Raw genomic sequence first — 26,017 nt, 5'->3', positions numbered from 1 at the left:
GGCGCTCGGTCGGGCTCGACCACCTCGTACCCGGGTGGTCGAGCAGCGAGCGCCAGCGAGCGCGTCGAGACCCGGTGACGTGCGCACGGGCCGCCTGACGGAGGTCTCGACGTCCTCCCTCGCTGGCGCTCGGTCGGGCTCGACCACCTCGTACCCGGGTGGTCGAGCAGCGAGCGCCAGCGAGCGCGTCGAGACCCGATGACATACGCACGGGCCGCCATGGCACCGTGTGGCTAGGTCTCGACCCGCCCGTCGCGGCTTCGCAGGTGGTTCCTGAGCTCGGCTGAGCTGGCGAAGCCGAACGTCGAAGGGCTCAGCCGCGGGGCTTGCTCGACCTCTTCGCCTTCACGCTGCTCGCTCCGCTCGCAGCGTGAGCTCAGACATTGAACCCGAGGGCGCGGAGCTGCTCGCGGCCGTCGTCGGTGATCTTGTCCGGGCCCCACGGCGGCATCCAGACCCAGTTGATGGCGACGTCGTTGACGATGCCGTCGAGCGCGGTGTGGGTCTGGTCCTCGATGACGTCGGTCAGCGGGCAGGCCGCCGAGGTCAGCGTCATGTCGAGCAAGCAGCGGGTGCCCTCGTCGAGGTGGACGTCGTACACCAGTCCGAGGTCGACGACGTTGATCCCCAGCTCGGGGTCGACGACGTCCTTCATCGCCTCGACGACGTCGTCGCGGCTGGTCCCGGACTGCCCGGCCGTGACGTCCGGGAGGTCCGTCGCGGCTGCGCCCATGCCCTCGGCAGTGGGTCGGTCGGTGATCGGCTCGCTCATCGGTTCTCCTCCGTCGGGTTGTCTGCACGGTCCAGGGCCTGCGCGGTCGCGTCCTTCCAGGCCATCCAGCTCAGCAGTGCGCACTTCACGCGTGCGGGGAACTTCGCGACGCCGGCGAACGCGACGCCGTCCTCGAGGACGTCCTCGTCCGGCTCGACCTGGCCGCGCCCCTGCATCAGCTCGAGGAACTGCTCGTGCACGCCCATCGCCTCGCTGACGCGACGCCCGATCAGCAGCTCGGTCATCACCGACGTGGCGGCCTGGCTGATCGAGCACCCCTCGGCGTCGTACGAGACGTCCGCGACGACCGCGTCGTCGCCGGCACCGCTCACGTGGACGCGCAACGTCACCTCGTCGCCGCACGTCGGGTTGACGTGGTGGACCTCGGCCTCGAACGGGTCGCGCAGGCCCTCGTTCTGGGGGTTCTTGTAGTGGTCGAGGATGATCTCCTGGTACATCGCGTCCAGGTCCGCTTGCTGCTGGCTCACTGCGATCACACCTTGAAGTAGCTCTTGGTGTAGCCCAACGCATCGACCAGCGCGTCGATTTCCTCAGGGCTCGTGTACAGGTACGAGGAGGCGCGCGTCGAGGACTGCACGCCGTACCTCTTGTGTGCCGGCTTGGCGCAGTGGTGCCCCGCCCGGACGGCCACGCCCCGGCTGTCGAGCAGCTGCGCGACGTCGTGGGGGTGGACGCCCTCCAGCTCGAACGAGACCGCTCCCCCGCGCTCAGCGGGGTCGGTGGGCCCGAGCACCCGCACCCCGCCGACCGAGGCGAGGCCGTCGAGGAGGTAGCCGGTCACCGCCTTCTCGTGCGTGTGCACCGCCTCCATGCCGAGGTCGCCGAGGTAGCGCAGCGCCGCCCCGAGGCCGACGGCCTCGACGATCGGCGGGGTCCCCGCCTCGAACTTGTGCGGTGCCTTGGCGTACGTCGAGCGCTCCATCGTGACGGTCTCGATCATCTCTCCGCCGCCGAGGAAGACCGGGAGCCGGTCCAGCAGCTCGGCACGCCCCCACAGCACGCCGATGCCGGTGGGGCCGACGGTCTTGTGGCCGGTGAACGCCACGAAGTCCGCGTCGACGGCCTGCACGTCGACCGGCATCTGCGGCGCCGCCTGGGAGGCGTCCACGACGACGACCGCCCCGACGGCGTGCGCCTTGCGGGCGATCTCGGCGACCGGGTTGACGGTGCCGAGCATGTTCGAGACCCAGGTCAGCGAGACGACCTTGGTGTGCTCGTCGATCAGGTCGTCGACGCGGCTGAGGTCGAGGTGGCCGTCGTCGGTCAGCCCGAACCAGCGCAGGTCGGCGCCCTTGCGCTCGGTCGCGAGCTGCCACGGCACGATGTTGGAGTGGTGCTCCATCTCGGTGATCACGACGTTGTCGGCGGGCCCGATGCCGAGCTCGCCGTCGCCGGTCGGCGCCCAGGCGATCGTGTTGGCGACCAGGTTGAGCGCCTCGGAGGCGTTGCGCGTGAAGATCACCTCGTCGCGCGAGGGTGCGTTCAGGAACGCCGCGACCGTGTCCCGCGCCGCCTCGAACGCCTCCGAGGACTCCGCGCCGAGCTGGTGCATCGCCCGCGCGACGTTGGCGTTATGACGCTCGAGGTGGTCGACCATCGCGTCGATCACCACCTGCGGCTTCTGGGAGGTGTTCGCCGAGTCGAGGTAGACCAGCGGTACGTCGCCGGCCAAGCGGCGCTCCAGGATCGGGAAGTCCTGGCGGACCACCTCGAGCCCAGGCAGCAGGCCGGGGATGTCACTCATCTGGTCTCTCCTCTCGTGCGGCGGTGTGGTTGCGGTCGGCGTTCGGGTGCGGGGGTCTCGACGTCCTCGCTCGCTGCGCTCGCCTCAGGCTCGACCACCCTCGGGTCCCGTTCGCTGCGCTCGCCTCAGGCCCGACCGCCTGGGGTGGTTGAGCAGCGAGCGCCAGCGAGCGCGTCGAAACCACCCTGCCCTCAGGCGCGGGCGGCGCTGACGTACTTGTCGTAGCCGGTGGACTCGAGCTCCTCGGCGAGCTCGGGGCCGCCCTGCTCGGCCATCCGGCCGTCGACGAAGACGTGGACGAAGTCGGGGGTGATGTAGCGCAGGATCCGGGTGTAGTGCGTGATCAGCAGGACGCCCTTGTCGCTGTTCTGCTTGAAGCGGTTGACGCCCTCGCTGACGATCTTCAGCGCGTCGATGTCCAGCCCGGAGTCGGTCTCGTCGAGGATCGCGACCTTCGGGTCGAGCAGCTCGAGCTGCATGATCTCGTGACGCTTCTTCTCACCGCCGGAGAAGCCCTCGTTGACCGAGCGCTGCGAGAACGACGGGTCCATGGAGAGCTTCTCCATCGCGCCGTTGACGTCCTTGACCCAGGTGCGCAGCTTCGGGGCCTCGCCGTCGATCGCGGTCTTGGCCGTCCGCAGGAAGTTCGCGACGGAGACGCCGGGCACCTCGACGGGGTACTGCATCGCGAGGAAGAGGCCGGCCCGCGCACGCTCGTCCACGCTCATCTCGAGCACGTCGGCGCCGTCGAGGGTCACCGAGCCGCCGGTCACGGTGTACTTCGGGTGGCCGGCGATGGAGTACGCCAGCGTCGACTTGCCGGAGCCGTTGGGCCCCATGATGGCGTGGGTCTCGCCGTCCTTGATGGTGAGGTCGACCCCCTTGAGGATCTCCTTGGTGCCGTCCTCGGTGTCCACGGTGACGTGGAGGTCCTTGATGTCCAGGGTTGCCATGTCAGCTCTCTCCTGTGGGCTGTAGGTCGATCAGTACGTCGTCGCCGTCGACCCGTACGGGGTAGACCGCGACCGGTTCGGTGGCAGGTGGGCCGGTCGGTTCGCCGGTGCGCAGGTCGAAGGCCGAGCCGTGCATCCAGCACTCGATCGTGCAGTTCTCGACGTCGCCCTCGGAGAGGGCGACCTTGGCGTGCGAGCACTCGTCCTCGACGGCGAAGACGCCCTCGTCGGTGCGCACGAGCGCCACCTCGACGCCGCCGACGTCGAGTGGCAGGGCCTCGCCGTCGCGGAGGTCCGCGACGGCGCAGGCGCGCTGGAAGGCCATCCGGGTCAGGACTCCTTGAGGACGTTGCGCGCGAGCTCGGCCTCGACCGTCTCGAGCAGCCGGTCCTCGATCGAGGGGATGCCGACGCGACGGATCAGGTCGTTGAAGAAGCCGTGCACCACCAGGCGCTGCGCCTCCTTCTCCGAGACCCCGCGCGAGCGCAGGTAGAACAGCTGCTCGTCGTCGAACCGAGCCGTGGCCGAGGCGTGCCCGGCCCCCTCGATGTCACCGGTCTCGATCTCGAGGTTGGGCACGGAGTCGGCCTGGCAGCCCTCGGTGAGGACCAGGTTGCGGTTCTCCTCGTAGGTGTCGATGCCCTCGGCGACCTTGCGGATCAGCACGTTGCCGATCCACACGGTGTGCGCGCCCTGCCCCTGCAGGGCGCCCTTGTAGGTCACCCGGGACTTGGTACGAGGCGCCGTGTGGTCGGCGAACAGCCGGTGCTCGAGGTGCTGACCCGCGTCGGCGAAGTACAGCCCGAGGAGCTCGGCCTCGCCGCCGGGACCGTCGTACTCGACGTTGGCGTGCATCCGGACCAGGTCGCCGCCGAAGGAGATCGAGGTGTGCTTGACCTTGGCGTCGCGCCCGACCCGGATCGCGTCGCGGCCCAGGTGGACGGCGTCGTCGGCCCAGTCCTGCAGGCTGAGGATCGTCACGTCCGCGCCGTCGCCGACGAGGAACGACGTCGTCGAGCAGTACGTCGCCGAGCCGGTGTGGCGCACGACGACGGTGACCTTCGCGTGGTTGCCGATCCGGTAGACGGTGTGGCCCCAGACCCGGGTGTCGACCGAGTCGCCCGACAGGTCGACGACCATCGGCTCGTCGATCTCGGCCTCGGCCGGCACGTCGACCAGCGTCGCCCCGCCGGCCAGGCTCACCGCGAGGGCGGCAGGCCGCTCGCTGGGCGGCACCTCACCGATCTCGCGCGCCTGCTCGGCGGTGATGTGCGAGACCTCGATGCCCGCGGGCACAGAGTTCTCCTGGGTCAGCCTCGCCTCGGACGGCTCCCCGTCCAGCAGCCCGCGCAGCCGCTTGAGCGGGGTGAACCGCCAGACCTCCTCGGTGCCCACGGGCACCGGGTGGTCGGCGAGGTCGTACGACGGCGGCGGGTTCAGGTGCGAGCGGATCGTCCCGCTCTCCACCGTCTCCACGGCGTCCCCCACGGGGGTATCGGTCACAGTCAACGGAAATCCTTCTCTAGGAGCATGAGTCCAGGGCGGTGAGTCCGGCACCCGCAGGAACCGGACCGAGCCCGAGCCGCCAGGCGAGGGCGAGCTGGGCCTGTCGGCTGGCGGCAGCGCGAAGCGCTCGTCGTCAGCCGACAGCGCCCTCCATCTGCAGCTCGATCAGCCGGTTGAGCTCGAGGGCGTACTCCATCGGGAGCTCCTTGGCGATCGGCTCGACGAAGCCGCGCACGATCATCGCCATGGCCTCGTCCTCCTCCATGCCGCGCGACATGAGGTAGAAGAGCTGGTCCTCGGAGACCTTGGAGACGGTCGCCTCGTGGCCCATGGAGACGTCGTCCTCGCGGATGTCGACGTACGGGTAGGTGTCCGAGCGGCTGATCTGGTCGACCAGCAGCGCGTCGCACAGCACGTTCGACTTGGAGTGGTGCGCGCCCTCGTTGACCTGCACCAGACCGCGGTACGACGTACGCCCACCGCCGCGTGCGACCGACTTCGACAGGATCGACGACGAGGTGTGCGGCGCGGCGTGCACCATCTTGGAGCCGGCGTCCTGGTGCTGGCCCTCGCCGGCGAACGCGATGGACAGCGTCTCGCCCTTGGCGTGCTCGCCCATCAGGTAGACGGCCGGGTACTTCATGGTCACCTTGGAGCCGATGTTGCCGTCGACCCACTCCATCGTCGCTCCGGCCTCGCAGGTCGCGCGCTTGGTGACGAGGTTGTAGACGTTGTTCGACCAGTTCTGGATGGTCGTGTAGCGGCAGCGGCCGCCCTTCTTCACCACGATCTCGACGACGGCCGAGTGCAGCGAGTCCGACTTGTAGATCGGCGCGGTGCAGCCCTCGACGTAGTGCACGTAGGCGTCCTCGTCGACGATGATCAGCGTCCGCTCGAACTGGCCCATGTTCTCGGTGTTGATCCGGAAGTACGCCTGCAGCGGGATGTCCACGTGCACGCCCTTCGGCACGTAGATGAAGGACCCGCCGGACCACACCGAGGTGTTCAGCGCGGCGAACTTGTTGTCACCGACCGGGATGACGGTGCCGAAGTACTCCTTGAAGAGCTCCTCGTGCTCCTTCAGCGCGGTGTCGGTGTCGACGAAGATGACGCCTTGCTCCTCCAGGTCCTCGCGGATCTGGTGGTAGACGACCTCGGACTCGTACTGCGCGGCGACACCGGCGACCAGGCGCTGCTTCTCCGCCTCCGGGATCCCGAGCTTGTCGTAGGTGTTCTTGATGTCCTCGGGCAGGTCCTCCCAGGAGGCGGCCTGCTGCTCGGTGGAGCGGACGAAGTACTTGATGTTGTCGAAGTCGATGTCGGAGAGGTCCGAGCCCCACGTCGGCATCGGCTTGCGGCCGAACAGCTTCAGGCCCTTGAGCCGCAGGTCGAGCATCCAGTCCGGCTCGCTCTTCTTGCCGGAGATGTCGCGCACCACGGCGTCGGAGAGGCCGCGCTGCGCGGAGGCGCCCGCGGAGTCGGAGTCGGCCCAGCCGTACTCGTAGCGGCCGATGCCCTTGAGCTCGGGGTTGAGCTCCTCGATCGTCGTCATCTGGTGCGACCTTTCGTCGGGGTCTGTCGGGTTGCTGGTCGGAGGTGCTGCGTCGCTCAGCGCGCCGCAGGCGCAGCGCGAGGAGTGGTCTGGGTGTTCCCGCTCGGCGCGCCGGTCGCCGAAGGGATGCAGGTCGTGCACACGCCGTCGCCGTGGGCGATGGTGGCCAGCCGCTGGACGTGGCTGCCGAGGACGCGGCCGATGGCCTCGGTCTCGGCCTCGCACAGCTGCGGGAACTCGGCGGCCACGTGGGCGACCGGGCAGTGCTGCTGGCACAGCTGCTCGCCGACCGGTCCGGTCCGGGTGGACGCGGCGTAGCCCTCGGCGCTGAAGACCTCGGCGAGCAGCTCGGCGGGGTCGGCGTCGGGGTGACGGCCCACGAGCTCGGCGTACCGGCGCTCGACGAAGGACATCCGGCGACGGGCGAACTCCCGGACGGCGTCCTCGCCCGCGGTCTCGGACAGGAAGCGGAGCGCGGCGGCGGCGAGGTCGTCGTACTGCTGGTCGAAGGTGTCGCGACCCGCGTCGGTGAGGACGAACTCGCGCGCGGGGCGCCCGCGCCGGCGCTCCCCGCGGCTGCGGACCGGTCGCGAGACGACCAGCCCGTCGTCGAGGAGCTGGTCGAGGTGGCGTCGGACGGCGGCCGGCGTCAGCCCCAGCTCGGTGGCGAGGTCGGCGGCGGTGCGTGCACCGGCCTGCAGGATCGAGGCAGCCACGCGCTGGCGCGTGGAGCCGTCGGGAAGTACGCCTCCCGCGGTCCCGCTCGCCTCGAATTCCACAACGACAGTGTGGCGATATTGGCCGAGCGGTTTCAAGCAAGGTCATCCTTACCTGCACGGTGGCCCCAAGGTGGCTGTCGAGACCATCGCGATCACCGCGAGCGCTCCGGGGCCGTGGCGCGAGTAGCGTCATGAGCATGACGCCTGCCCCGACGACCAGCCTCGCCGCGGCCCCCGGCGCGTCCTGGCCCCCCGGCTCACTGCTCGGCAACGCGGTCCCCCGCGTCGAGGACCCCGACCTCCTGACCGGCCAGAGCAGGTACGTCGACGACCTCCGCCTCGACGAGCTGCGGCCCGACGACCCCGGCGCGGCCGTGGCCCACGCTGTGTTCGTGACCAGTCCGGTCGCCCACGCGCGGATCGTCGGCATCGACACGACCGAGGCCGAGTCCGCGCCGGGCGTCCTCGCGGTGCACACCAGCGACTCCCTCGGCTCCGACTGGGTGCCCGGCTTCGCCCAGATCAACAAGGAGGTCGGGCACGGCCCGCTGGCGGACGGGGTGGTGCGCTACGTCGGCGACGCGGTGGCGCTCGTCGTCGCCGAGACCGTCGCCCTCGCCCGCGACGCCGCCGAGCTGGTCGACGTGGACTACGAGGACCTGCCCGTGGTGGTCGACCCCGAGTCCGCGCTCGCCGCGGACGCCCCGCTGCAGTTCCCCGCCCTGGGGACCAACGTCGCCCAGTCGGTCCGGGCGGTGCACGGCCTGCCGACGGGGTCGAACGACGTCCTCGCCGACGCCGACGTCGTGGTCCGCGCCCGGATCGAGAACCAGCGCCTCGCCACCGCCCCGATCGAGCCCAACGCCATCCTCGTCGACCCGCGTCCGAGCAGCCACGACGGCACCGACATCGCGCTGACGGCCTACGTCGCGACCCAGCAGCCGCACACCGCCCGCGACCTGATCGCCCGCTACACCGGGCTGGAGCCGCCGCAGGTGCGCGTCGTCGCGCCGCACGTCGGTGGGGCATTCGGCGGCAAGGCCGGCATCTCGTACACCCACGGCGCCGTGGTGGCCGCCGCGCGGCTGCTCGGCCGACCGGTCGCGTGGACCGAGACCCGGAGCGAGGCGATGCTCTCGATGACCGGGCGCGGCCACGTGCAGTTCGCCGAGATGGGCTTCACCCGTGACGGACGTGCGGTCGGGCTGCGGTGCCGCAACATCGGCGACTGCGGCGCGTACGCCGGGTTCGGCGGCTCGCTCGCCGTCGGGCCGGGGCACCTGATGGCCCAGGGCCCGTACGCGATCCCGGCCATCGACTACTCGGCCGTCGCCGTGATGACCAACACCGCACCCAACGGCGCCTTCCGCGGAGCCGGGCGTCCCGAGGCGGCGGCGCTGCTCGAGCGGATGATGGACCTGGGGGCCGCCGAGCTCGGGCTCGCCCCGGAGGAGATCCGACGACGCAACCTGCTCCCGCCCGAGGCGTTCCCGTACGCCACGCTCACCGGTGCGACGTACGACGTCGGGGACTACGTACGTGCGCTGGACGAGGCACTGCGGGTCGCCGACGTCGAGACGCTGCGAGCCGAGCAGGCCCGCCGTCGTACGGCCGGCGAGGCACGGCAGCTGGGGATCGGCGTGTCGACCTACGTCGAGGTGACCGGCTTCGGCGGCAGCGAGCTCGGCAGCGTGCGCATCGAGCCCGACGGGTCCGTGGTCGTCATGTCGGGCACGTCGGCGCACGGCCAGGGTCACGCCACGTCCTTCGCGATGATCGTCGCGGACCGGCTCGGTGTGGGCGTGGACGCCGTCCGCTACGTCCAGTCCGACACCGCCGTCGTGCGCTCCGGCGGCGGCACCGGAGGCTCGCGGTCGCTGCAGCTGGGCGGCAGCGCGGTCTCGGCCGCGGCCCGCGAGGTGCGCGACCGGGTCCTCGAGCTGGCCGCCGAGGTCCTGGAGGCGGCGCCGGAGGACGTCGAGACCGCGCCGGACGGCGTCGGCGTGCGCGGGGTCCCCGACAGGCGCCGGTCGTGGACCGAGCTCGCCGGCGAGGCCGAGCGGCGCGGGGTCTCGCTGCGGGCCGACATGGACGTGCCGCAGGACGGCGCCACCTTCCCCAACGGCGCGCACGTCAGCGTGGTCGAGGTCGACGTCGAGACGGGGCTCGTGCGAGCACTGCGCCACGTGGCCGTCGACGACTGCGGCCGTGTCCTCAACCCGACGATCGTGGCCGGCCAGCAGCACGGCGGGATCGCCCAGGGCATCTCCCAGGCGCTGTGGGAGCACATGCAGTGGGACGTCGACGGGCAGCCGGTCACCTCGACGCTGGCCGACTACGCCATGCCCACGGCGGCGGACACGCTGAGCTACGAGGCGCGCACGATCGAGACGCCCACCCCGCTCAACGAGCTCGGGGCCAAGGGGATCGGCGAGTCGGGCACCCTCGGCTCCACGCCCGCCGTCCAGAGCGCGGTCGTCGACGCCCTGAGCCACCTCGGCGTTCGCCACGTCGACATCCCGTGCACCCCGCAGCGGGTCTGGCAGGCGGCCCGGGACGCCGGCGACGGCCGGCGTCCCGATCCGTGGCGCGAGCCGCCCGCGTACTTCGACTCCCTCGTCCCCCAGCACGGCGACGTCGACGGCGGCGTCGAGGTCTGAGGACCCGTCACGAAGGTCACCCACGGGCGGGTTCGCCGCACCGGCGGTCGCTCCTACACTGACCGGGTGCCCGCCGATCCCGCCGTCCTCGTCGAGGGGCTGCAGATGCGGTACGGCGACACCGTCGCCGTCGCCGGCATGGACCTGGTCGTGGAGCGGGGCGAGATCGCCGCGGTCCTGGGGCCCAACGGCGCGGGCAAGACGACGACGCTGGAGACCTGCGAGGGCTACCGGCGGCCCCAGGCCGGTCGCGTGCGGGTGCTCGGTCTGGACCCCGTGCACCAGCAGCGGGAGCTGCTGCCACGGATCGGTGTGATGCTGCAGGCCGGCGGTGCCTGGTCGGGGGTGCGGGCCGTCGAGATGCTGCGCCACGTCGCCGCCCTCCACGCGCACCCGCTTCCCGTCGAGGACCTCGTCGAGCGGCTCGGCCTCGACGAGTGCGGGCGCACGCCGTACCGCCGTCTCTCCGGCGGGCAGCAGCAGCGCCTCGGCCTCGCGATGGCCGTGGTCGGCCGCCCCGAGCTGGTCTTCGTCGACGAGCCGACCGCCGGGCTGGACCCGGCGGCGCGGCGCACCACGTGGGCGCTCCTCGAGGAGCTGCGGTCCGACGGCGTCACGGTGGTGCTGACGACGCACTACCTCGACGAGGCCGAGCGGCTGGCCGACCGGGTGCACATCATCGACCACGGCCGTCGGATCGCCACGGGCTCGCCGCTGGAGCTCACCCGGGGCGGCACCCACGCCACGATCCGCCTGGTGGTCACGGAGCCCTTTCCCCCCGGCGCCCCCGAGTCGCTGCGCGCCTCGCTGGGTCCCGGCACGGACGTCACCGCGATCGACGAGCGCAGCCTGGTCATCTCCGGCCCGGCGGACTCCACCACCCTGGGCACGGTCTCGCGCTGGTGCGAGGCACAGGGCGTGCTCCCGGAGTCGCTCAACCTCGGTCAGCGCACCCTGGAGGACGTCTTCCTCGAGCTGACCGGGCGTCCCCTCGCCGCCGGGGCCGACGAGGCCCCGTCGGTCACCGCGAGACCGTCCGCGTCGGTGGTCGGATGAGCGCCCGGACCGGCAGCTTCGTCCCGCGTCCGGGCTCGGCGCCGATGGCGCAGATGGTGCTCGCCCAGGCGCGGATGGAGTCGCGGCTCATCCTCCGCAACGGCGAGCAGCTCCTGCTGGCGGTCGTGATCCCGGTGATCGTGCTGGTCGGTGGCGTGGAGGGCGCGAAACACGTCGACCTCGGTCTCGGCGGCCACCGTCCGGTCGACGTCCTCGCCCCGGGCGTGCTCGCCCTCGCGGTCATGTCGACGGCGTTCGCCTCGCTGGCGATCGCCACCGGCTTCGAGCGGCGCTACGGCGTGCTCAAGCGGCTCGGCACCTCCCCGCTGCCCCGCACCGGGCTGCTGGCCGGCAAGGTCGGGGCGCTGCTGCTCGTCGAGGTGCTGCAGGTCGTCGTCATCGGCGCCGTGGCGCTCGCACTCGGCTGGCGGCCCTCGTACTCCCCCGCGGCGGTGGGCTCGGCCGTGCTCTTCCTGCTGGTCGGCACGGCGGCCTTCGCCGGGCTCGGGCTGCTCCTGGCCGGCACCCTGCGGGCGGAGGCCACCCTGGCCGCCGCGAACCTCGTCTACCTGCTGCTGCTGGCCGCGGGCGCGGTCGTGCTCCCCTCGTCGTCGTACGGCGACTTCGGTGAGGTCGCCCGCTGGCTGCCCTCGGGCGCTCTGGGAGACGGCATGCGCGACGCCGCGCTCTCGGGCGTGCTCGACCTGCGCTCCTTGCTGACGCTGGCCGTATGGGCCGTCGTCGGCGGTGCCCTGACCGGGAGGACGTTCCGATGGGAGTGAACCTCGAGGCTCCACCCGTGCACACCGACACGGCCGACCGCTCGGCGCAGAGGTGGGTCGTCCGGGCGGGCTGGCTCAGCCTGGTGGCCAACGTCGTCATCGTCTGCACCGGGGGCGCCGTACGCCTCACCGGGTCCGGCCTGGGCTGCGACACCTGGCCCCGGTGCAACGGCTCCTCGTTCACGCCGCACGGCGCGTACGACATCCACTCGCTGATCGAGTTCGGCAACCGCACCCTCAACGGGGTGCTGGTGACCGTCGCGATCCTCACGATCGTCGCCGTGTTCCGCTCCGCGCGCCGCGACCTGCGTGGTCTCTCGGTGCTGATGGCGCTGGCCATCCCCGCGCAGGCCGTCCTCGGCGGGATCACCGTCCTCACCGATCTGAACCCGTGGATCGTGTCGTTGCACCTGCTGCTCTCGATGGCGATCATCGGTGTCTGCGTGCTCTTCCTGTGGCGCGCATCGTGGTCGGCCGGGCAGGCGGCGACACGGCCGCGCGGCACGCTGCGCGGGCTGGCCGTCGGCACCTTCGCCGCCGGCTGGGTGGTGCTCTACCTGGGCACCGTGGTCACCGGCTCGGGGCCGCACGCCGGCGACGTGGACTCCCCGCGCAACGGGTTGGACCCCGAGCGGCTCTCCCAGCTGCACGCCGACGCCGTCTTCCTGCTCGTCGGTCTGACGGTCGGCCTCGTCGTGGCCCTGCGCGTCACCGGCTCGTACGGCGCCTACCGCGCCGCCCGCGTCCTCCTGGCGGTCGAGCTCGCCCAGGGCGTCGTCGGGGTCACCCAGTACGCCACCGGGCTCCCGGTCCTGCTGGTCGGCCTGCACCTGCTCGGCGCCGCGCTCACCTCGGCGGCACTGACCTGGATGCTGCTCGAGACCGCTCGCCCGCGCCGTACGACGACCTCGCCGCCCGCGAGCGTGCCGGGGTGAGTCTCACCGCGGGCTGAGCGAGGCTGCCTACTCGCCGTCGTCGACGGCGTACTGCTCCACGCGGGGGGCGCGCACCGGGGCCTCGTCGTCGGACTCGACCTCGCGCCGCAGGCCTCTGGCCGCCAGGACCAGCGTGACGAGACCCAACCCACCTGCCGCCCACAGGACCGTCGTCCGCGGGGCCCACAGCCCGGCGAAGAGCTGGAAGGTCGCGACGAGGACCCACAGCGTCGGTCCTGTCAGGAGGCCGACGACGAGCGCCAGGAGCCGATCGGGCAGCGCCAGCGCGTGGGTCAGGAGCAGGCCGGGCGTGAAGATCATGAAGGCCCCGACGCTCAGCAGGGAGACCGCGGCCGGCGCATCCACCGCCAGCACGGTCGACGCGGCGGCGCACAGGGCCAGCGCCACGAACAGCGTCAGGTAGCGCATCCGTCCCCCGGCCCTCGACGCGCGAGGCCCGGCACCCCACGGCGCCACCAGCCTAGGTCAACGCCCCGCGCGCCGCTGACCACCCAGCGTCTCGCGATATGGGACAGACGCGACTCAACGTGCATTAGTTCACTATTCGGACATTACGGTCTGCCGTGTCGTCACCACCCCGAGGTGGCGCGCACAGAAGGTGACCCCCCATGTCCCGACTCCTTCCTCCCCGTCGCTCCGCGACCCTCGCTGCCGGTGTGGTCGTGCTCGCGGGAGCCGCCCTGACCCTCGTCGGACCGGCATCCGCCGTTCCGAGTGCCGGCGCGACCACCGCCTCCGCCGGTCCCACGCCACCGGGACCCGCCCTCACCATCACCCGGTCGGCCACCAGCCTGCGCAGCTCGACCGCGAGCGCCGAGTCGCCCGCCACCGTCGTGCGCAGGGTCTCCCCGACCGGCAACGACGCCGCGAGCGGCTCGGTGCTGGCGCCGTGGCGGACCCTCGCCCGCGCCTCGCGTGACCCGTTGCCCGCGGGTGCCCTCCTGGTCCTCGACCGTGGGGCGGCCTATCAGGGCACCCTCTCGGTCTCCGGGTCCGGCACCGCCGCACGCCCGATCCGCATCGCCCCGATCGGGTCCGGCGCCGCTCCGGTGATCGAGAACGGGGAGTGCCTCCAGCTGCACGGCTCGTACGTCGACGTCTCCGGCCTGCTCGTCCGCAACTGCGCCTGGGCGGGAGTCAGCGTGCAGGGCGCCCACCAGACGGTCCACGGGATGCGGGTCACCGGAAACGTCGCCGGCGTGCACGTCATGCCCTCGGCGACCGACGCCCGGATCGTCGGCAACGACATCTACGACAACCGACGTCTGTCCCCGGGCAAGGACGGCCCCAACGACGACTCCGGGGTCAACGGTGTCGCCGTGCAGGGCACCCGGACCGTGATCACGGGTAACCGGATCAGCGGGCACCACGCGCCGTCACCCGACTACGGCATCGAAGGCTCGGCCGTCGAGGTGTACGGGGCACGCGACACCACGATCTCGGGCAACAGCTCGATCGACAACTCCACCTTCGTCGAGCTCGGGGACGCGTCGACCAACGCCACCCGGATCATCCGCAACACCGTGACGTCGGTCGTGCCGAACGGCTACTTCGTCGTGACGCGCGGCGCTGCGGACTCCTTCGGGCCCGTGCGCGGAACCGTGGTCAACCACAACTCCGTGGCGATGAACGGTGACGGCGATGGCGGTCTGGTCTGCTACGCGGGGTGCTCGCCGGCGATCATGAGCGCCAGCGACAACATCATCGTCGCGCGGCGGAGCCCGACGTGGACCGACGGCAGCGGGATGGGTGGCAGGAACAACATCCTCGTCAACGACTCGGACCCGAGCACCGCACGGCGCCTCTTCGTCGACCGGCGTCGGGACCTCAGGCTCGTCGCCGCCAGCAGCGCAGTGGACACCGCCGGCGTCTGTCGCCCCGTCCTGATCGACCAGGTGCCCTCCCCGTCCCTCGGCGCCTCCAGCCGCACGTGCCGCGACGGCAACGGCGACCGGCGCAGCGGCCTCGACATCGGCGCGCTCGAGCGCTGAGCACCAGACCGGCTCGCCGGGTGGATCGGGGGTTCCACCCGGCGGGCCATGGCACTGCCCGACGTGCCGTCGCAGGTCAGCCTGCGGAGGCTGTCTCACCCACCCGGCCGGCCAGCTCGGCCTGGTCGAGGCCCGTCACCGGCCTGACCCCTGGCCGCAGCCGCCAGATCTGCGCGTCGGCGTTGCGGTAGATCGTCCGTACCCGTGGGTCGGCATCCATCTCTCGCACCGAGCGCTGCATCGCCGCGGCGGACGTGTTGCCCGAGAGCTCCGCGAGCTCGGTCTGCGCGCGGTTGTAGATGAAGTAGATCGGCTGGTCGCGCCGGCTCGCCTTGCCGAGCTCGCGCGTCGCGAGGCCGTACGCGACCAGGCGGCTCGGCGTGACCTGCTGCGGCCACCGAGGGCCCGGTGAGCCGTTGTTCAGGAAGACCCAGGTGTTGTCGGCGTACCGCTCGATCGGACGCGGGGTGTTCTGGGTGAACTGGACGACCGTCGCGTCCGGGGCGGTGTGCGCGTACAGCCAGTCGAGGGCGCCGATCTCCGACGGGCGGAACGACTCCCCGCGCTCGTTGCCGTAGCGGGTCAGCACGGTCGTCCCGACGAGCGCCACCAGCACGACGGCGAGGACGCCGTTGCGCCACCCGCCCGCGGCGCACGTCCACAGCAGGAACACCGCCGCGAGGAAAGCCATGAGGGGCAGCCCGAACAGGAAGGCGCGGATCAGGATCTCCCCGCCGTACGCGGAGACCGGGATGAGGAGGAGCGGGGAGCCGGCAAGGAGGATCGCCTCTCGCGCACGACGACGCGACGCCATCATCACCAGGGCCCCGAGTCCGGCCAGGATCCAGACCGCCAGTGTCTCCCTGATCCGGACCTCGACCACCAGCTGGTGCAGCACGCTGCCGCTCGCCGTGCGGCTGCCCAGGGTCGGGCCGTCATCCGTACCGCTGCCGGTGAAGACGTCGACGACCCCCGAGATCATGCTGGGCAGGTTTCCTCGGATGAAGGGAAGTGCCGGGACCGCCAACCAGAACACGATGACGAGGATGCTCAGCCCCCACAGCCACCAGTGGGGCGAGCGGCCGATGGCCCACAGCAGCAGCAGCGTCATCGCGAGCATGAAGGGGGTCAGCTGGTGAGCCGCACTGATGGCGATGATCGCGACGCACAGGAGGACGTGGACGCCCACCCACTCGGCGGACGTGAGCCGCACACGGGTGCCCTCCGCCGCGACCCACGAGCGGTTGGCGGAACGCCCGAAGGTGCGCCCCAGGACGCGTGGCAACCGGTCGATCAGCGGACCCGCCGGGCCCTCCGCCGACGCGTCGTCCTTGCGGCGCAGGACCGTCATCACGATGCCGGCGATGCTCAGCAGGGCCCACAGCGCGAACGTCTGCGGTGCGAGGTAGTCCTGGCCGCTCCAGTTGGCGGCCAGGAAGATGCTCACCGCGAGCCAGGCCACCCGGGGCGACGGGTTGAGCGAGCGGGCGATGAGCAGCACCGGCGCGATGTACGACAGCGCCGCGATCGTCGGCGCCCACACCGCGAGCACGAGGAGGTTCTGGACACCGGTGGCCCCCTGGACGATGCCGAGGATGCCGAAGAACCCGGGCCAGTTCGAGTAGGCGTCGAGATAGCGCTCCAGCTGGCCGGTCGTGGCGAAGTGCTGGATGAGTCCCAGGTGCCGGTAGACCGCCTCCACCCGCGGGGTCCCCTCGACCACGGAGGGCGTGGAGTACAGGACCGCCACCAGGACGGAGACCGCGCACAGTGCCGCCAGGTGGCTGAACCGGGAGGCACGGATCGCGATCACCAGGGCGACCACGCCGCCGACGAGGGCGAGCCAGAAGCGGAGCGTCGTCGCGCTGTAGAGCCCGAGGTCGGTGTACTCCGAGACGCTCATCTGGGTGCAGGCGGAGAACCAGGCGACGAGCGAGACCACGGAGAGGGCGATCGCGGTCACCGCGCCCCGGTGCGCACCCAGCCACCGGCGCGCCGCGCCCGACCCCTGGCCGAGCGCGCGGAACGACAGGGTGCCGGCCACGTCCGCTCCCGTCACGCGGGCCGCCTGACCCTGGCTCGCGCTCATCGCGAGCCCTGCCCGGCGAGGTCGGCCAGTCGTCTGCGCGAGGCGCCGTCGCGCACGAGGCCGGTGAGGAAGCCGTACGCCGTCAGCCCCAGGCCGGCGCCGATGGCGCCCGCGCGTCGCAGGCCGGCCGGGTCCCCGCGGAGTCCGGACCAGACGGCTCGCGCGGCCGAGCGCGGCAGCACCCTGGTCGCGTAGTCGCGCTCGGTGGCGAGCGGCTCGGCCGAGAGCGCGCGTACGGTCGCCTTGGAACGCCCCTCCGCGACGCACCGCCGGCTGAAGTAGTCCCACGTGGCGCGGGCCGCGGTCACCCGGTGCTGGACGACGGCGTCGGGGAGGTACCAGACGTCCCCGTCAGGTCGGAGTCGGCCCACACGGATGCTCGCCTCGGTCTCCTCACATCCCAGCGGCACGGTCCCGATCCGCCCCAGCTCCTCGCTGAACCCACCCGCCTCGCGCAGCAGGCCGGTGCGGAAGGACATGTTGGCGCCGATCGCGTTGCGGACGGGTGCGGCGCCGACGGGTACGCCCGAGTGCGTGCACCCGATCACCCAGTCGAAGTCGTGCGGGAACCAGGCGGGTCGCGCGGTGTCCCACCGCGGGTCCAGCCGGCCGCCCACGCCGAGGACGCGAGGCTCGGCGTACGCCGCGAGATGGGTCGCCAGCCAGCCCGGCTGGGCACGGGCGTCGTCGTCGAGGAAGACCAGGACCTCCCCCTTGGCCAGCGCCAGCCCGGTGTTGCGGGCACCGGAGAGTCCCTGCCGGTGGGAGCTGGGCACCACTCGCACCGGTTGCCGTGCCCACGACGAGGTCCGCACCGTCTCCAACCGGCTCAGCAGCTCGTCGTTGTGATCGACCACGACGATCACCTCGAGCGGCGCCGGGTGCTGCTCGAGCGCAGACTCCACCGCCGCCAGGACGTCGTCCCATCGGTGGAGTGTGTAGCAGCAGATCAGTACGGATCCACTGGGCGTCGCCCCGGTCACGGGGACATTCTGGACCTTCTCGGCGCCGGGGGTCGCGCTTCCGGGCGGGTCGTCGTGGGCTCGGGTGTCGGCCCCGGCCCTCACAGACGCGCGTCGGTGGGGGCCACGCGCTGCCGAGGCAGGCGGACCGCGGCACCGCGACGCTCGACCGCACCCGCCTCCGGCGTCGCAGCCAGTGCCAGTGCAGCCTCCAGGGCCTCGACCTGCGTGGGGAGCACGTCGTACACCGGGCGCACGGCGCCGCGGTGCCGCCACCACTCCCGACCCGGCTGGAAGCGGGACTTCACGATGGTGGCGAGCACCCGCTTGCCGTCGCCCCAGGTGCTCAGGTGGCTCTCGCCGGAGATCCGGTCGGCCTCGGTGCTCGGGAGCTCCGCGAAGCGCAGCCCGGCGAGCGCGCTGTGCGCGACCATCTGCACCTCGATCTCGAAGCCGGTGGCGTACAGACCGAGCTGGGGCAGGATGTCGCGGCGGAACCCGATGTAGCCGAACGTGATGTCGGTCAGGCGAGTGCCGAACAACGCGTTGTACGCCATCACCAGGCTGCGGTTGCCCGCGCGACGCAGCGGAGTGAAGTCGGTCGAGCCACCGCCCACCGCGCCCCTGGACCCCTTGACCATGTCGAAGCCCTGCTGCAGCAGCGCGACGAACGCGGGGATCTCGCCGGGGTCCATGCTTCCGTCGGCGTCCATGCAGATCACGAACTCGGCGCTCGCCACCTCCAGGCCGGCACGCGTCGCGTTGCCCTTGCCACTCGGCTTCTGGAGCAGGATGGTCGCTTCCGGGTGCGTCTCGCGCACGACGTCGGCGGTGCCGTCGTCCGAGTCGGCGTCGACGATCACCAGCTGCTCCACGGCCGGCATCGCTCGCAGCACGTGGCCGATGTTCTCGGCCTCGTTCCAGGTCGGGATGACGATGCTCACCGGGAGCACAGCTGCCTGCTGCTCCCCGACCGACAGACTGCCGGCGAGGATCCTGTCGAGGTCCTCGACCCGGCTGCGCGAGACGTGATCGGCTCCGCCGTCGAGCGATGTCAGGCGCGGCTGCTGGGTGCTGGTCATGTGGTGCGTTCCCCCTGTGAGTTGACGGCCGAGGGCTGATGGCGGCCGTCCGTTCACGGATCGGCTGGCCCTCGATGGCCGGATCCCCCTCGCGTCACTCCCCGTGTGCGACGCATCCGACGGAAACTTTTCTACCGCAGTGGGAACGCTTGCACACCCCGCAAATCGAGAATGTGGGCTGCGCCTCACAACATTCACGCCATATGTCCAATTCGCACGGAAAATAATTACCGCGCAAATGTCCGAAATGACGGAACCAGGCCGGTCGGACCTCTAGACCAACGGACGGGTCAGGGGGTCGAGCGCGACCGCGACGAACAGCAGGGAGAGATACATGTTCGACCAGTGGAACAGCCGCATCGGGCGTACGACCGTCAGCTCGTCGCTGTGCCGCGACCGCGCGAGCATCAGGTGCGCCTCGACGAGGAACGCCGCTCCCAGGACGACCGCGGCCACGGGGTAGAGCAGTCCGGTGCCCGCCACCGGCCACAGCAGGAGCGAGACCAGGACCATCGCGTAGGAGTAGAGGACGATCTGGCGGGCCACGACGCGCGCGGGGCGCACCACCGGGAGCATCGGGACGTCGACGCGCGCGTAGTCCTCGCGGTAGCGCATCGCCAGTGCCCAGGTGTGCGGCGGGGTCCAGAGGAAGACCACCCCGAACAGCACGACGGGCGCCCACGAGAGCGAACCGGTCACGGCCGTCCAGCCGATCAGCGCCGGGAAGCAGCCGGCCACTCCGCCCCAGACGATGTTCTGGGTGGTCCGCCGCTTGAGGACCATCGTGTAGCCGAAGAGGTAGAACGCGTTCGCCGCCACGGAGAGCCATGCCGAGAGCCAGTTGACCCACACCCCGAGCGCCAGCGTGGAGAGCACCATGAGCGTCACGCCGAAGACGAGTGCGGCGAGCGGGCTCACCACGTGACGGGGCAGTGCCCGGCGCCGGGTCCGTCGCATCTGCTCGTCGATGTCGCGGTCGTACACGCAGTTCAGCGCGTTGGCGCTGCCGGCGGAGAGCGTCCCGCCGACTACCGTGGCGACCACCAGGCCCAGCGGCGGCACCCCCCGCTGGGCGAAGAACATCACCGGCACCGTGGTCAGCAGGAGCAGCTCGATCACGCGCGGCTTGGTCAGGCCGACGTACGCCGCGACGACGTCACGGGCCTTCGACCACCGCGTCGGGCTGATCTCGCCCCGTGCCTCGCGGGCGGCGCGGTTCGTCGCCCTGGGGGACGAGCTGCTGAGCGCGGTCACGCACCCCTCGCCTTCTCGGTCGCTGACGTCTCCTGGGCCGACCCTGCGGCCCCTGGGCCGCATGCCTTGGACGCTCCTGGGCACCGTGCCGGTGCCGGTGGACGGAGACGTCGGGTCCTGGGCCGCGCCCAGCGTATCCCCGAGGAGTTCACCGAGCGGTCGGGGGCTCGCAGGTGCGGCACCGTGCTGAGTAGGCTCGACCCCGACGCGAAGACCACGAGAAGACGACCCGGAGGGAAGCACAGACGTGAGTGCCGGCTTGGATTGGAACGATCAGGACGACAAGGCCGTGGACACGATCCGCGTGCTGGCGATGGACGCGGTGCAGAAGGTCGGCAACGGCCACCCCGGCACCGCGATGAGCCTGGCACCCGCGGCGTACCTGCTGTTCCAGAAGGTGATGCGTCACGACCCCGCCGACCCGTACTGGCCCGGCCGCGACAGGTTCGTGCTCTCCTGCGGTCACTCGAGCCTCACCCTCTACATCCAGCTCTACCTCGGTGGCTGGGGCCTGGAGATGGAGGACCTCAAGACGCTGCGCACGTGGGGCAGCAAGACCCCCGGCCACCCGGAGTACGGCCACACCGCTGGCGTGGAGACGACCACCGGGCCGCTCGGTCAGGGCATCGGCAACGCCGTCGGCATGGCCATGGCCGCACGCCGCGAGCGCGGGATGCTCGACCCGAACGCCGCCGAGGGCGAGTCCCCCTTCGACCACCACGTCTACGCGATCGCCAGCGACGGTGACATCGAGGAGGGCGTGAGCTCGGAGGCCTCCTCGCTGGCGGGCACCCAGCAGCTGGGCAACCTGACTCTGATCTACGACGAGAACCAGATCTCGATCGAGGACGACACCGATGTCGCGCTGAGCGAGGACGTCGCCGCGCGCTACGAGGCGTACGGCTGGCACGTGCAGGTCGTCGACTGGACCAACGGCGGCGGGCAGTACACCGAGGACGTCGACGGGCTCTATGACGCGATCAAGCGTGCCGAGGGCGTCACCGACCAGCCCAGCCTGATCGTGCTGCGCACCATCATCGCCTGGCCCGCGCCCGAGGCGCAGAACACCGGAGCCGCCCACGGCTCTGCACTGGGAGCGGAGGAGGTCGCCGCCACCAAGCGGGTTCTCGGCTTCGACCCCGAGCAGACCTTCGAGGTGCCCCCAGGTGTCCTCGAGCACACCCGCAAGGCTCTGGAGCGCGGTCAGCAGGCGCACCAGGAGTGGGACGCGGCCTATCGGCACTGGACCACGAAGCCGTCGGCGGACGTCGCACTGTTCGAGCGCATGCAGACCCGCACGCTCCCCGATGGCTGGGACGCCGAGCTGCCGTCGTACCCCGCCGACCCCAAGGGCGTCGCGACCCGCAAGGCCTCCGGAGCCGCGATCAACGCGATCGCGGCGACGGTCCCGGAGCTGTGGGGCGGATCGGCCGACCTGGCCGGGTCGAACAACACGACCATCGAGGGCGCACCGTCCTTCATCCCCAAGGGGCGCTCCACCGGGATGTGGAAGGGCGACCCGTACGCCGGGCGCGTGCTCCACTTCGGCATTCGCGAGCACGGGATGGGTTCGATCCTCAACGGCATCGCTGTGCACGGCGGGACCCGCGTGTTCGGCGCGACGTTCCTCACCTTCTCCGACTACATGCGTCCCTCGGTCCGCCTCGCGGCGCTCATGGGGCTCCCGGTCACGTACGTGTGGACCCACGACTCGATCGGTCTCGGCGAGGACGGGCCCACCCACCAGCCGATCGAGCACCTCGCCGCGCTGCGGGCGATCCCGGGCCTGGACGTGGTCCGCCCGGCGGATGCCAACGAGACCGTCGCCTGCTGGCAGGCAGTTCTTGAGCACACCGACCGCCCGGCCGGCCTGGTGCTGAGCCGGCAGAACCTGCCGGTCTTCCCGCGGGGTAGCGACGGCTACGCCGACACCACGAACGTGCGGCGGGGTGGCTACACCTTGCTCGACACCGAGGGCCAGCCGGACGTCGTGCTGATCGGGACCGGCTCCGAGGTGCAGCTGGCCGTGGAGGCGCGAGCGATCCTCGCCGAGCAGGGCATCGCCGCTCGCGTGGTCTCGATGCCGTGCCGCGAGTGGTTCGACGCGCAGGACGCGGCGTACCGCGAGACGGTCGTCCCGCCCACGGTGACAGCGCGCGTCAGCGTCGAGGCCGGCATCGCGCAGGGCTGGCGCGAGGTGGTCGGCGACCACGGCCGCATCGTGTCGATCGAGCACTACGGCGCGTCCGCCGACTACGAGCGCATCTACACCGAGTTCGGCGTCACCGCGCAGGCCGTCGCCGACGCGGCCGTCGACAGCATCCGCGTCTCGGCCTGAGACGCGCACCCACATTCCAGGAGGAGCTATGGCAGACAATCTTCAGCAGCTGACCGATGCAGGCGTGGCCGTCTGGCTCGACGACCTCTCCCGCGAGCGCATCGAGTCCGGCAACCTCGCCGGGCTCGCCAAGGACTCCCACGTCCAGGGCGTGACCACCAACCCGTCGATCTTCGCCGCGGCACTGTCCGAGGGCGAGCGGTACGACGCGCAGGTCGCCGAGCTCGTCGGCGCGGGCAAGGACGTGGACGGGGTCGTGTTCGGCCTGACGACCACCGACGTGCGCAACGCCTGCGACGTGATGAAGCCGGTCTTCGACGCCACCGGCGGCGTGGACGGGCGGGTCTCGATCGAGGTGGACCCGTACCTCGCGCACAAGGAGGCCGAGACGATCGAGTCCGCCAAGGCCCTGTGGGCCGAGGTGGACCGGGAGAACCTGTTCATCAAGATCCCGGCGACCGACGAGAGCACGCCCGCGATCACGGCGGCCCTCGCCGAGGGGATCAGCGTCAACGTGACCCTGATCTTCGGCCTGGGTCGCTACGCGAAGGTGATGGAGGCGTACGTCGCCGGCCTCGAGCAGGCGAAGGCCAACGGCCACGACCTGTCGACGATCCACTCGGTCGCGTCCTTCTTCGTCTCCCGTGTCGACACCGAGATCGACGCTCGCCTCGGCGAGGGATCCGACCTCGCGGGGAAGGCCGGGGTCGCCAACGCCCGGCTCGCGTACCGCGACTACGAGACGTTCTTCAGCGGTGAGCGCTGGGAGGCGCTGGCCGCCGCCGGGGCCAACAAGCAGCGGCCGCTCTGGGCCTCGACCGGGGTCAAGAACCCCGACTACCGCGACACGATGTACGTCGACGACCTCGTCGCGCCGAACACCGTCAACACGATGCCGGAGAAGACCCTCGACGCGGTGCGCGACCACTCCGACGTCCAGGGCGACCAGGTGACGAACCACTACGACGACGCCGACGGCGTGATGGCCGCGCTGAAGGACGCGGGCGTCGACTACGACGACGTCATCGCGGTGCTCGAGCGCGAGGGCGTGGAGAAGTTCGAGAAGTCCTGGTCGGAGCTGCTGGACACCGTGAAGGGCCAGATGGAGGCGGCGGGCGAGTGACCGACGGCCCCGTCGACCCGACCACGACTCCCGCCTGGGACCGGCTGGCCGACCTGGCCGCCGACTTCTCCCCCGACCTGCGGGCCTGGTTCGCCGACCAGCCCGACCGGGTCGAGCGGCTGACGTTCGACGCGGCCGACCTGCACGTCGACCTGTCGAAGTCGTTCCTGGACGAGGACGTCACCTCCGGTCTGCTCGAGCTCTTCGAGCAGACCGGCGTGGCGCAGCGGCGCGACGCGATGCTCGCCGGCGAGCACATCAACGTCACCGAGGACCGCGCGGTGCTGCACACCGCGCTGCGGCTCCCCCGCGACGCGTCGCTGCAGGTCGACGGGCAAGACGTCGTCCACGACGTGCACGAGGTGCTGGACCGGGTCTACGCCTTCGCCGACCAGGTCCGCTCGGGTGAGTGGACCGGGGTCACCGGCAGGCGGATCGAGTCGGTCGTCAACATCGGCATCGGTGGGTCCGACCTCGGCCCGGTGATGGCGTACGAGGCGCTCGCGCCGTACCGCCAGGAGGGGCTCGAGTGCCGCTTCCTGTCCAACATCGACCCGACCGACGCCGCGCAGACGCTCGAGGGCCTCGACCCGGAGACCACGCTGTTCATCGTCTCCTCGAAGACCTTCGGGACCCTCGAGACGCTGACCAACGCTCGGTTGTGCAAGGCGTGGCTGCTCGACGCGCTGCCCGACTCCGACCCGGACGAGTCCGTACGCCGGCACTTCGTCGCGGTCTCCACGGCGCTGGACAAGGTCGCCGACTTCGGGATCGACCCCGACAACGCGTTCGGCTTCTGGGACTGGGTCGGTGGCCGCTACTCCGTGGACTCCGCGATCGGCACCTCGCTGGTCATCGCGATCGGGCCCGGCCGGTTCGCGGAGATGCTGGCCGGGTTCCACGCGATGGACGAGCACTTCCGCACCGCCCCGCCGGAGCAGAACGTGCCGGTGCTGATGGGGCTGCTCGACGTCTGGTACTCCACGCTCCTCGGTGCCCAGTCGCACGCTGTCCTGCCGTACTCGCAGCTGCTGCACCGGTTCCCGGCGTACCTCCAGCAGCTGACCATGGAGTCGAACGGCAAGGGCGTGCGCTGGGACGGCAGCCCGGCCACGACCGACACCGGCGAGGTGTTCTGGGGCGAGCCGGGGACCAACGGGCAGCACGCGTTCTACCAGCTGATCCACCAGGGGACGCGGCTGATCCCGGCCGACTTCGTGGCCTTCGCGGAGCCGGCGTACCCGTTGTCCGACGGCGACCAGGACGTGCACGAGCTCTTCCTGGCGAACTTCTTCGCGCAGACCCGTGCGCTGGCGTTCGGCAAGACCGCCGACGAGGTGCGTGCGGAGGGGACTGACGAGGCGGTCGTCCCGGCCCGGGTCTTCACGGGCAACCGACCCACCGCCTCGATCATGGCTCCGGCACTGACGCCGTCGGTACTCGGCCAGCTCGTGGCGTTGTACGAGCACATCACCTTCGTGCAGGGAGCGGTGTGGGGCATCGACTCCTTCGACCAGTGGGGGGTCGAGCTGGGCAAGAAGCTCGCCCTCGAGGTCGGCCCCGCGATCGAGGGGGACGCCGAGGCGCTGGCCGACCAGGACGCGTCCTCGCGGGCGTTGATCGGCTGGTACCGGGAGCACCGCTCGTGAGCGCCGAGGCGGAGATCCGACGTCACGCCGGGCCCGAGGCGCTCGCCGAGGACGTTGCCGAGCGGCTGCTCGTGGTGATCCGTGAGGTCCAGGCCGACGGTCGTGTCCCCCAGGTCGTCCTCACCGGGGGCACCATCGCCGACACGATCCACGCGACGCTCGCGCGCCTCGCCCCGAGCTCGCAGGTCGACTGGCGGTCCGTGGACTTCTGGTGGGGCGACGAGCGCTTCGTCGCCCGCGGCTCCGAGGACCGGAACGCCGTGCAGGCCCGGCGGGCGTTCCTCGACCACGTCGACGTCGACCCCGCTCGGGTCCACGAGGCCCCGTCGACCGAGAGCGCAGCCAGCGTCGACGAGGCCGCTGCGGCGTACGGCGACGAGGTGCGGGGCAGCGACGCTCACGAGTTCGACGTCGTGATGCTCGGCCTCGGCCCGGACGGGCACGTGGCGTCGCTGTTCCCCGGCTTCGCGCAGGTCGAGGACCACGACCACGTCGCCGTAGGGGTCACCGACTCCCCCAAGCCGCCGCCCGAGCGGATCAGCCTCACCCTCGACGCGCTCAACCACACCCGCGCGACCTGGTTCCTGGTCAGCGGCGAGGGCAAGGCCGACGCCGTGGCGCAGGCACTCGACGAGGGCCCCGTGCTCGACATCCCCGCGCGTGGCGCGGCCGGACGTGAGGAGACCGTCTGGTTCCTCGACGACGCCGCGGCGTCCGCTCTGGACACCTGACCGGGCAGTTCACGCACGCTCTACAGCGCCGACCGGGCACCTGAGGCACGTTCCACAGGGCTGACCGGGCAGCCGAG

Annotated in this window: 22 protein-coding genes; 9 read left to right on the top strand and 13 right to left on the bottom strand. The window is 71.4% G+C overall.

The annotated features are described in order from the left end of the window. Positions 1–376: 376 nt before the first annotated feature. The 8 genes from IEX42_RS01980 to IEX42_RS01945 all read right to left on the bottom strand — a co-directional run bounded on the left by IEX42_RS01980 (position 377) and on the right by IEX42_RS01945 (position 7,264). Entirely contained in the window at positions 377–733 is a 357-nt protein-coding gene (locus tag IEX42_RS01980) for a metal-sulfur cluster assembly factor (protein WP_188780826.1), read from the bottom strand. A gap of 35 nt (positions 734–768) precedes the next feature. Beyond that, complete coding sequence (gene sufU, locus IEX42_RS01975; RefSeq protein WP_188780825.1) at positions 769–1,230, bottom strand: Fe-S cluster assembly sulfur transfer protein SufU; 462 nt, start codon at positions 1,228–1,230, stop codon at positions 769–771. 35 nt (positions 1,231–1,265) lie between these two features. Beyond that, the gene (locus tag IEX42_RS01970) at positions 1,266–2,537 is read right to left on the bottom strand and encodes a SufS family cysteine desulfurase (RefSeq protein ID WP_188777770.1); all 1,272 of its coding nucleotides are present in this window, start codon (positions 2,535–2,537) and stop codon (positions 1,266–1,268) included. A gap of 191 nt (positions 2,538–2,728) precedes the next feature. Further along, a complete protein-coding gene (gene sufC, locus IEX42_RS01965) occupies positions 2,729–3,490 on the bottom strand; it encodes a Fe-S cluster assembly ATPase SufC (protein ID WP_188777769.1) in 762 nt (253 codons plus the stop codon). A 1-nt stretch (position 3,491) separates the two neighbouring features. Then, on the bottom strand, positions 3,492–3,815 hold the full coding sequence (locus IEX42_RS01960) for a non-heme iron oxygenase ferredoxin subunit (RefSeq protein ID WP_188777767.1): 324 nt from the start codon (positions 3,813–3,815) through the stop codon (positions 3,492–3,494). 5 nt (positions 3,816–3,820) lie between these two features. Then, the gene (gene sufD / locus IEX42_RS01955) at positions 3,821–4,993 is read right to left on the bottom strand and encodes a Fe-S cluster assembly protein SufD (protein ID WP_188777765.1); all 1,173 of its coding nucleotides are present in this window, start codon (positions 4,991–4,993) and stop codon (positions 3,821–3,823) included. 136 nt (positions 4,994–5,129) lie between these two features. Beyond that, positions 5,130–6,548: a Fe-S cluster assembly protein SufB gene (sufB, locus tag IEX42_RS01950; RefSeq protein WP_188777763.1), complete on the bottom strand. Its 1,419-nt coding sequence runs from the start codon at positions 6,546–6,548 to the stop codon at positions 5,130–5,132. A gap of 56 nt (positions 6,549–6,604) precedes the next feature. Further along, positions 6,605–7,264, bottom strand: a complete 660-nt coding sequence (locus IEX42_RS01945; RefSeq protein ID WP_229660512.1) for a helix-turn-helix transcriptional regulator — start codon at positions 7,262–7,264, stop codon at positions 6,605–6,607. Between the two features lie 200 nt (positions 7,265–7,464). Here IEX42_RS01945 and IEX42_RS01940 point away from each other — a divergent pair, with 200 nt between their 5' ends. The 4 genes from IEX42_RS01940 to IEX42_RS01925 all read left to right on the top strand — a co-directional run bounded on the left by IEX42_RS01940 (position 7,465) and on the right by IEX42_RS01925 (position 12,700). After that, a complete protein-coding gene (locus tag IEX42_RS01940; RefSeq protein WP_188777759.1) occupies positions 7,465–9,927 on the top strand; it encodes a xanthine dehydrogenase family protein molybdopterin-binding subunit in 2,463 nt (820 codons plus the stop codon). Positions 9,928–9,993: 66 nt separating this feature from the next. Beyond that, on the top strand, positions 9,994–10,983 hold the full coding sequence (locus IEX42_RS01935) for an ABC transporter ATP-binding protein (protein ID WP_229660511.1): 990 nt from the start codon (positions 9,994–9,996) through the stop codon (positions 10,981–10,983). After that, a complete protein-coding gene (locus tag IEX42_RS01930) occupies positions 10,980–11,765 on the top strand; it encodes an ABC transporter permease (RefSeq protein WP_188777757.1) in 786 nt (261 codons plus the stop codon). Before IEX42_RS01935 ends, IEX42_RS01930 begins: the two co-directional genes overlap by 4 nt. 17 nt (positions 11,766–11,782) lie before the next feature. Beyond that, entirely contained in the window at positions 11,783–12,700 is a 918-nt protein-coding gene (locus IEX42_RS01925) for a COX15/CtaA family protein (RefSeq protein ID WP_229660510.1), read from the top strand. Positions 12,701–12,727: 27 nt separating this feature from the next. Here the strand turns inward: IEX42_RS01925 and IEX42_RS01920 are convergent, their stop codons facing one another. Continuing rightward, positions 12,728–13,129 (bottom strand): hypothetical protein, encoded by a 402-nt coding sequence (locus tag IEX42_RS01920; protein ID WP_188777753.1) that lies wholly within the window; start codon positions 13,127–13,129, stop codon positions 12,728–12,730. A 200-nt stretch (positions 13,130–13,329) separates the two neighbouring features. On the opposite strand from IEX42_RS01920, the gene IEX42_RS01915 reads away from it, so the two are divergent. Further along, positions 13,330–14,712, top strand: a complete 1,383-nt coding sequence (locus IEX42_RS01915; protein ID WP_188777751.1) for a right-handed parallel beta-helix repeat-containing protein — start codon at positions 13,330–13,332, stop codon at positions 14,710–14,712. A gap of 76 nt (positions 14,713–14,788) precedes the next feature. On the opposite strand, the gene IEX42_RS01910 is transcribed toward IEX42_RS01915, so the two are convergent. From IEX42_RS01910 to IEX42_RS01895, 4 genes are all read right to left on the bottom strand, one after another. Then, positions 14,789–16,801: a hypothetical protein gene (locus IEX42_RS01910; RefSeq protein WP_188777749.1), complete on the bottom strand. Its 2,013-nt coding sequence runs from the start codon at positions 16,799–16,801 to the stop codon at positions 14,789–14,791. Beyond that, on the bottom strand, positions 16,798–17,784 hold the full coding sequence (locus IEX42_RS01905; RefSeq protein ID WP_188777747.1) for a glycosyltransferase family 2 protein: 987 nt from the start codon (positions 17,782–17,784) through the stop codon (positions 16,798–16,800). The genes IEX42_RS01910 and IEX42_RS01905 overlap by 4 nt, the downstream gene beginning before the upstream one ends. 80 nt (positions 17,785–17,864) lie before the next feature. Beyond that, positions 17,865–18,845 (bottom strand): glycosyltransferase family 2 protein, encoded by a 981-nt coding sequence (locus IEX42_RS01900; RefSeq protein ID WP_188777745.1) that lies wholly within the window; start codon positions 18,843–18,845, stop codon positions 17,865–17,867. A 273-nt stretch (positions 18,846–19,118) separates the two neighbouring features. After that, entirely contained in the window at positions 19,119–20,033 is a 915-nt protein-coding gene (locus IEX42_RS01895) for a heme o synthase (protein WP_188780823.1), read from the bottom strand. Positions 20,034–20,346: 313 nt separating this feature from the next. Here IEX42_RS01895 and tkt point away from each other — a divergent pair, with 313 nt between their 5' ends. Genes tkt through pgl form a run of 4 tightly spaced genes read left to right on the top strand, consistent with a single transcriptional unit; the run spans position 20,347 to position 25,940 of the window. After that, positions 20,347–22,437, top strand: a complete 2,091-nt coding sequence (gene tkt, locus IEX42_RS01890) for a transketolase (protein ID WP_188777743.1) — start codon at positions 20,347–20,349, stop codon at positions 22,435–22,437. Positions 22,438–22,465: 28 nt separating this feature from the next. Further along, on the top strand, positions 22,466–23,560 hold the full coding sequence (tal, locus tag IEX42_RS01885; protein WP_188777741.1) for a transaldolase: 1,095 nt from the start codon (positions 22,466–22,468) through the stop codon (positions 23,558–23,560). Then, positions 23,557–25,209: a glucose-6-phosphate isomerase gene (gene pgi, locus IEX42_RS01880; RefSeq protein WP_188777739.1), complete on the top strand. Its 1,653-nt coding sequence runs from the start codon at positions 23,557–23,559 to the stop codon at positions 25,207–25,209. The genes tal and pgi overlap by 4 nt, the downstream gene beginning before the upstream one ends. Beyond that, positions 25,206–25,940: a 6-phosphogluconolactonase gene (pgl, locus tag IEX42_RS01875; protein ID WP_188777736.1), complete on the top strand. Its 735-nt coding sequence runs from the start codon at positions 25,206–25,208 to the stop codon at positions 25,938–25,940. Before pgi ends, pgl begins: the two co-directional genes overlap by 4 nt. Positions 25,941–26,017: the final 77 nt, after the last annotated feature.

The sequence above is a fragment of the Marmoricola endophyticus genome (assembly GCF_014644415.1).
Classification (GTDB): domain Bacteria; phylum Actinomycetota; class Actinomycetes; order Propionibacteriales; family Nocardioidaceae; genus Marmoricola; species Marmoricola endophyticus.
The sequence above is the reverse complement of the archived record's forward strand: the minus strand, read 5'-3'. Positions and strand labels throughout refer to the sequence as shown.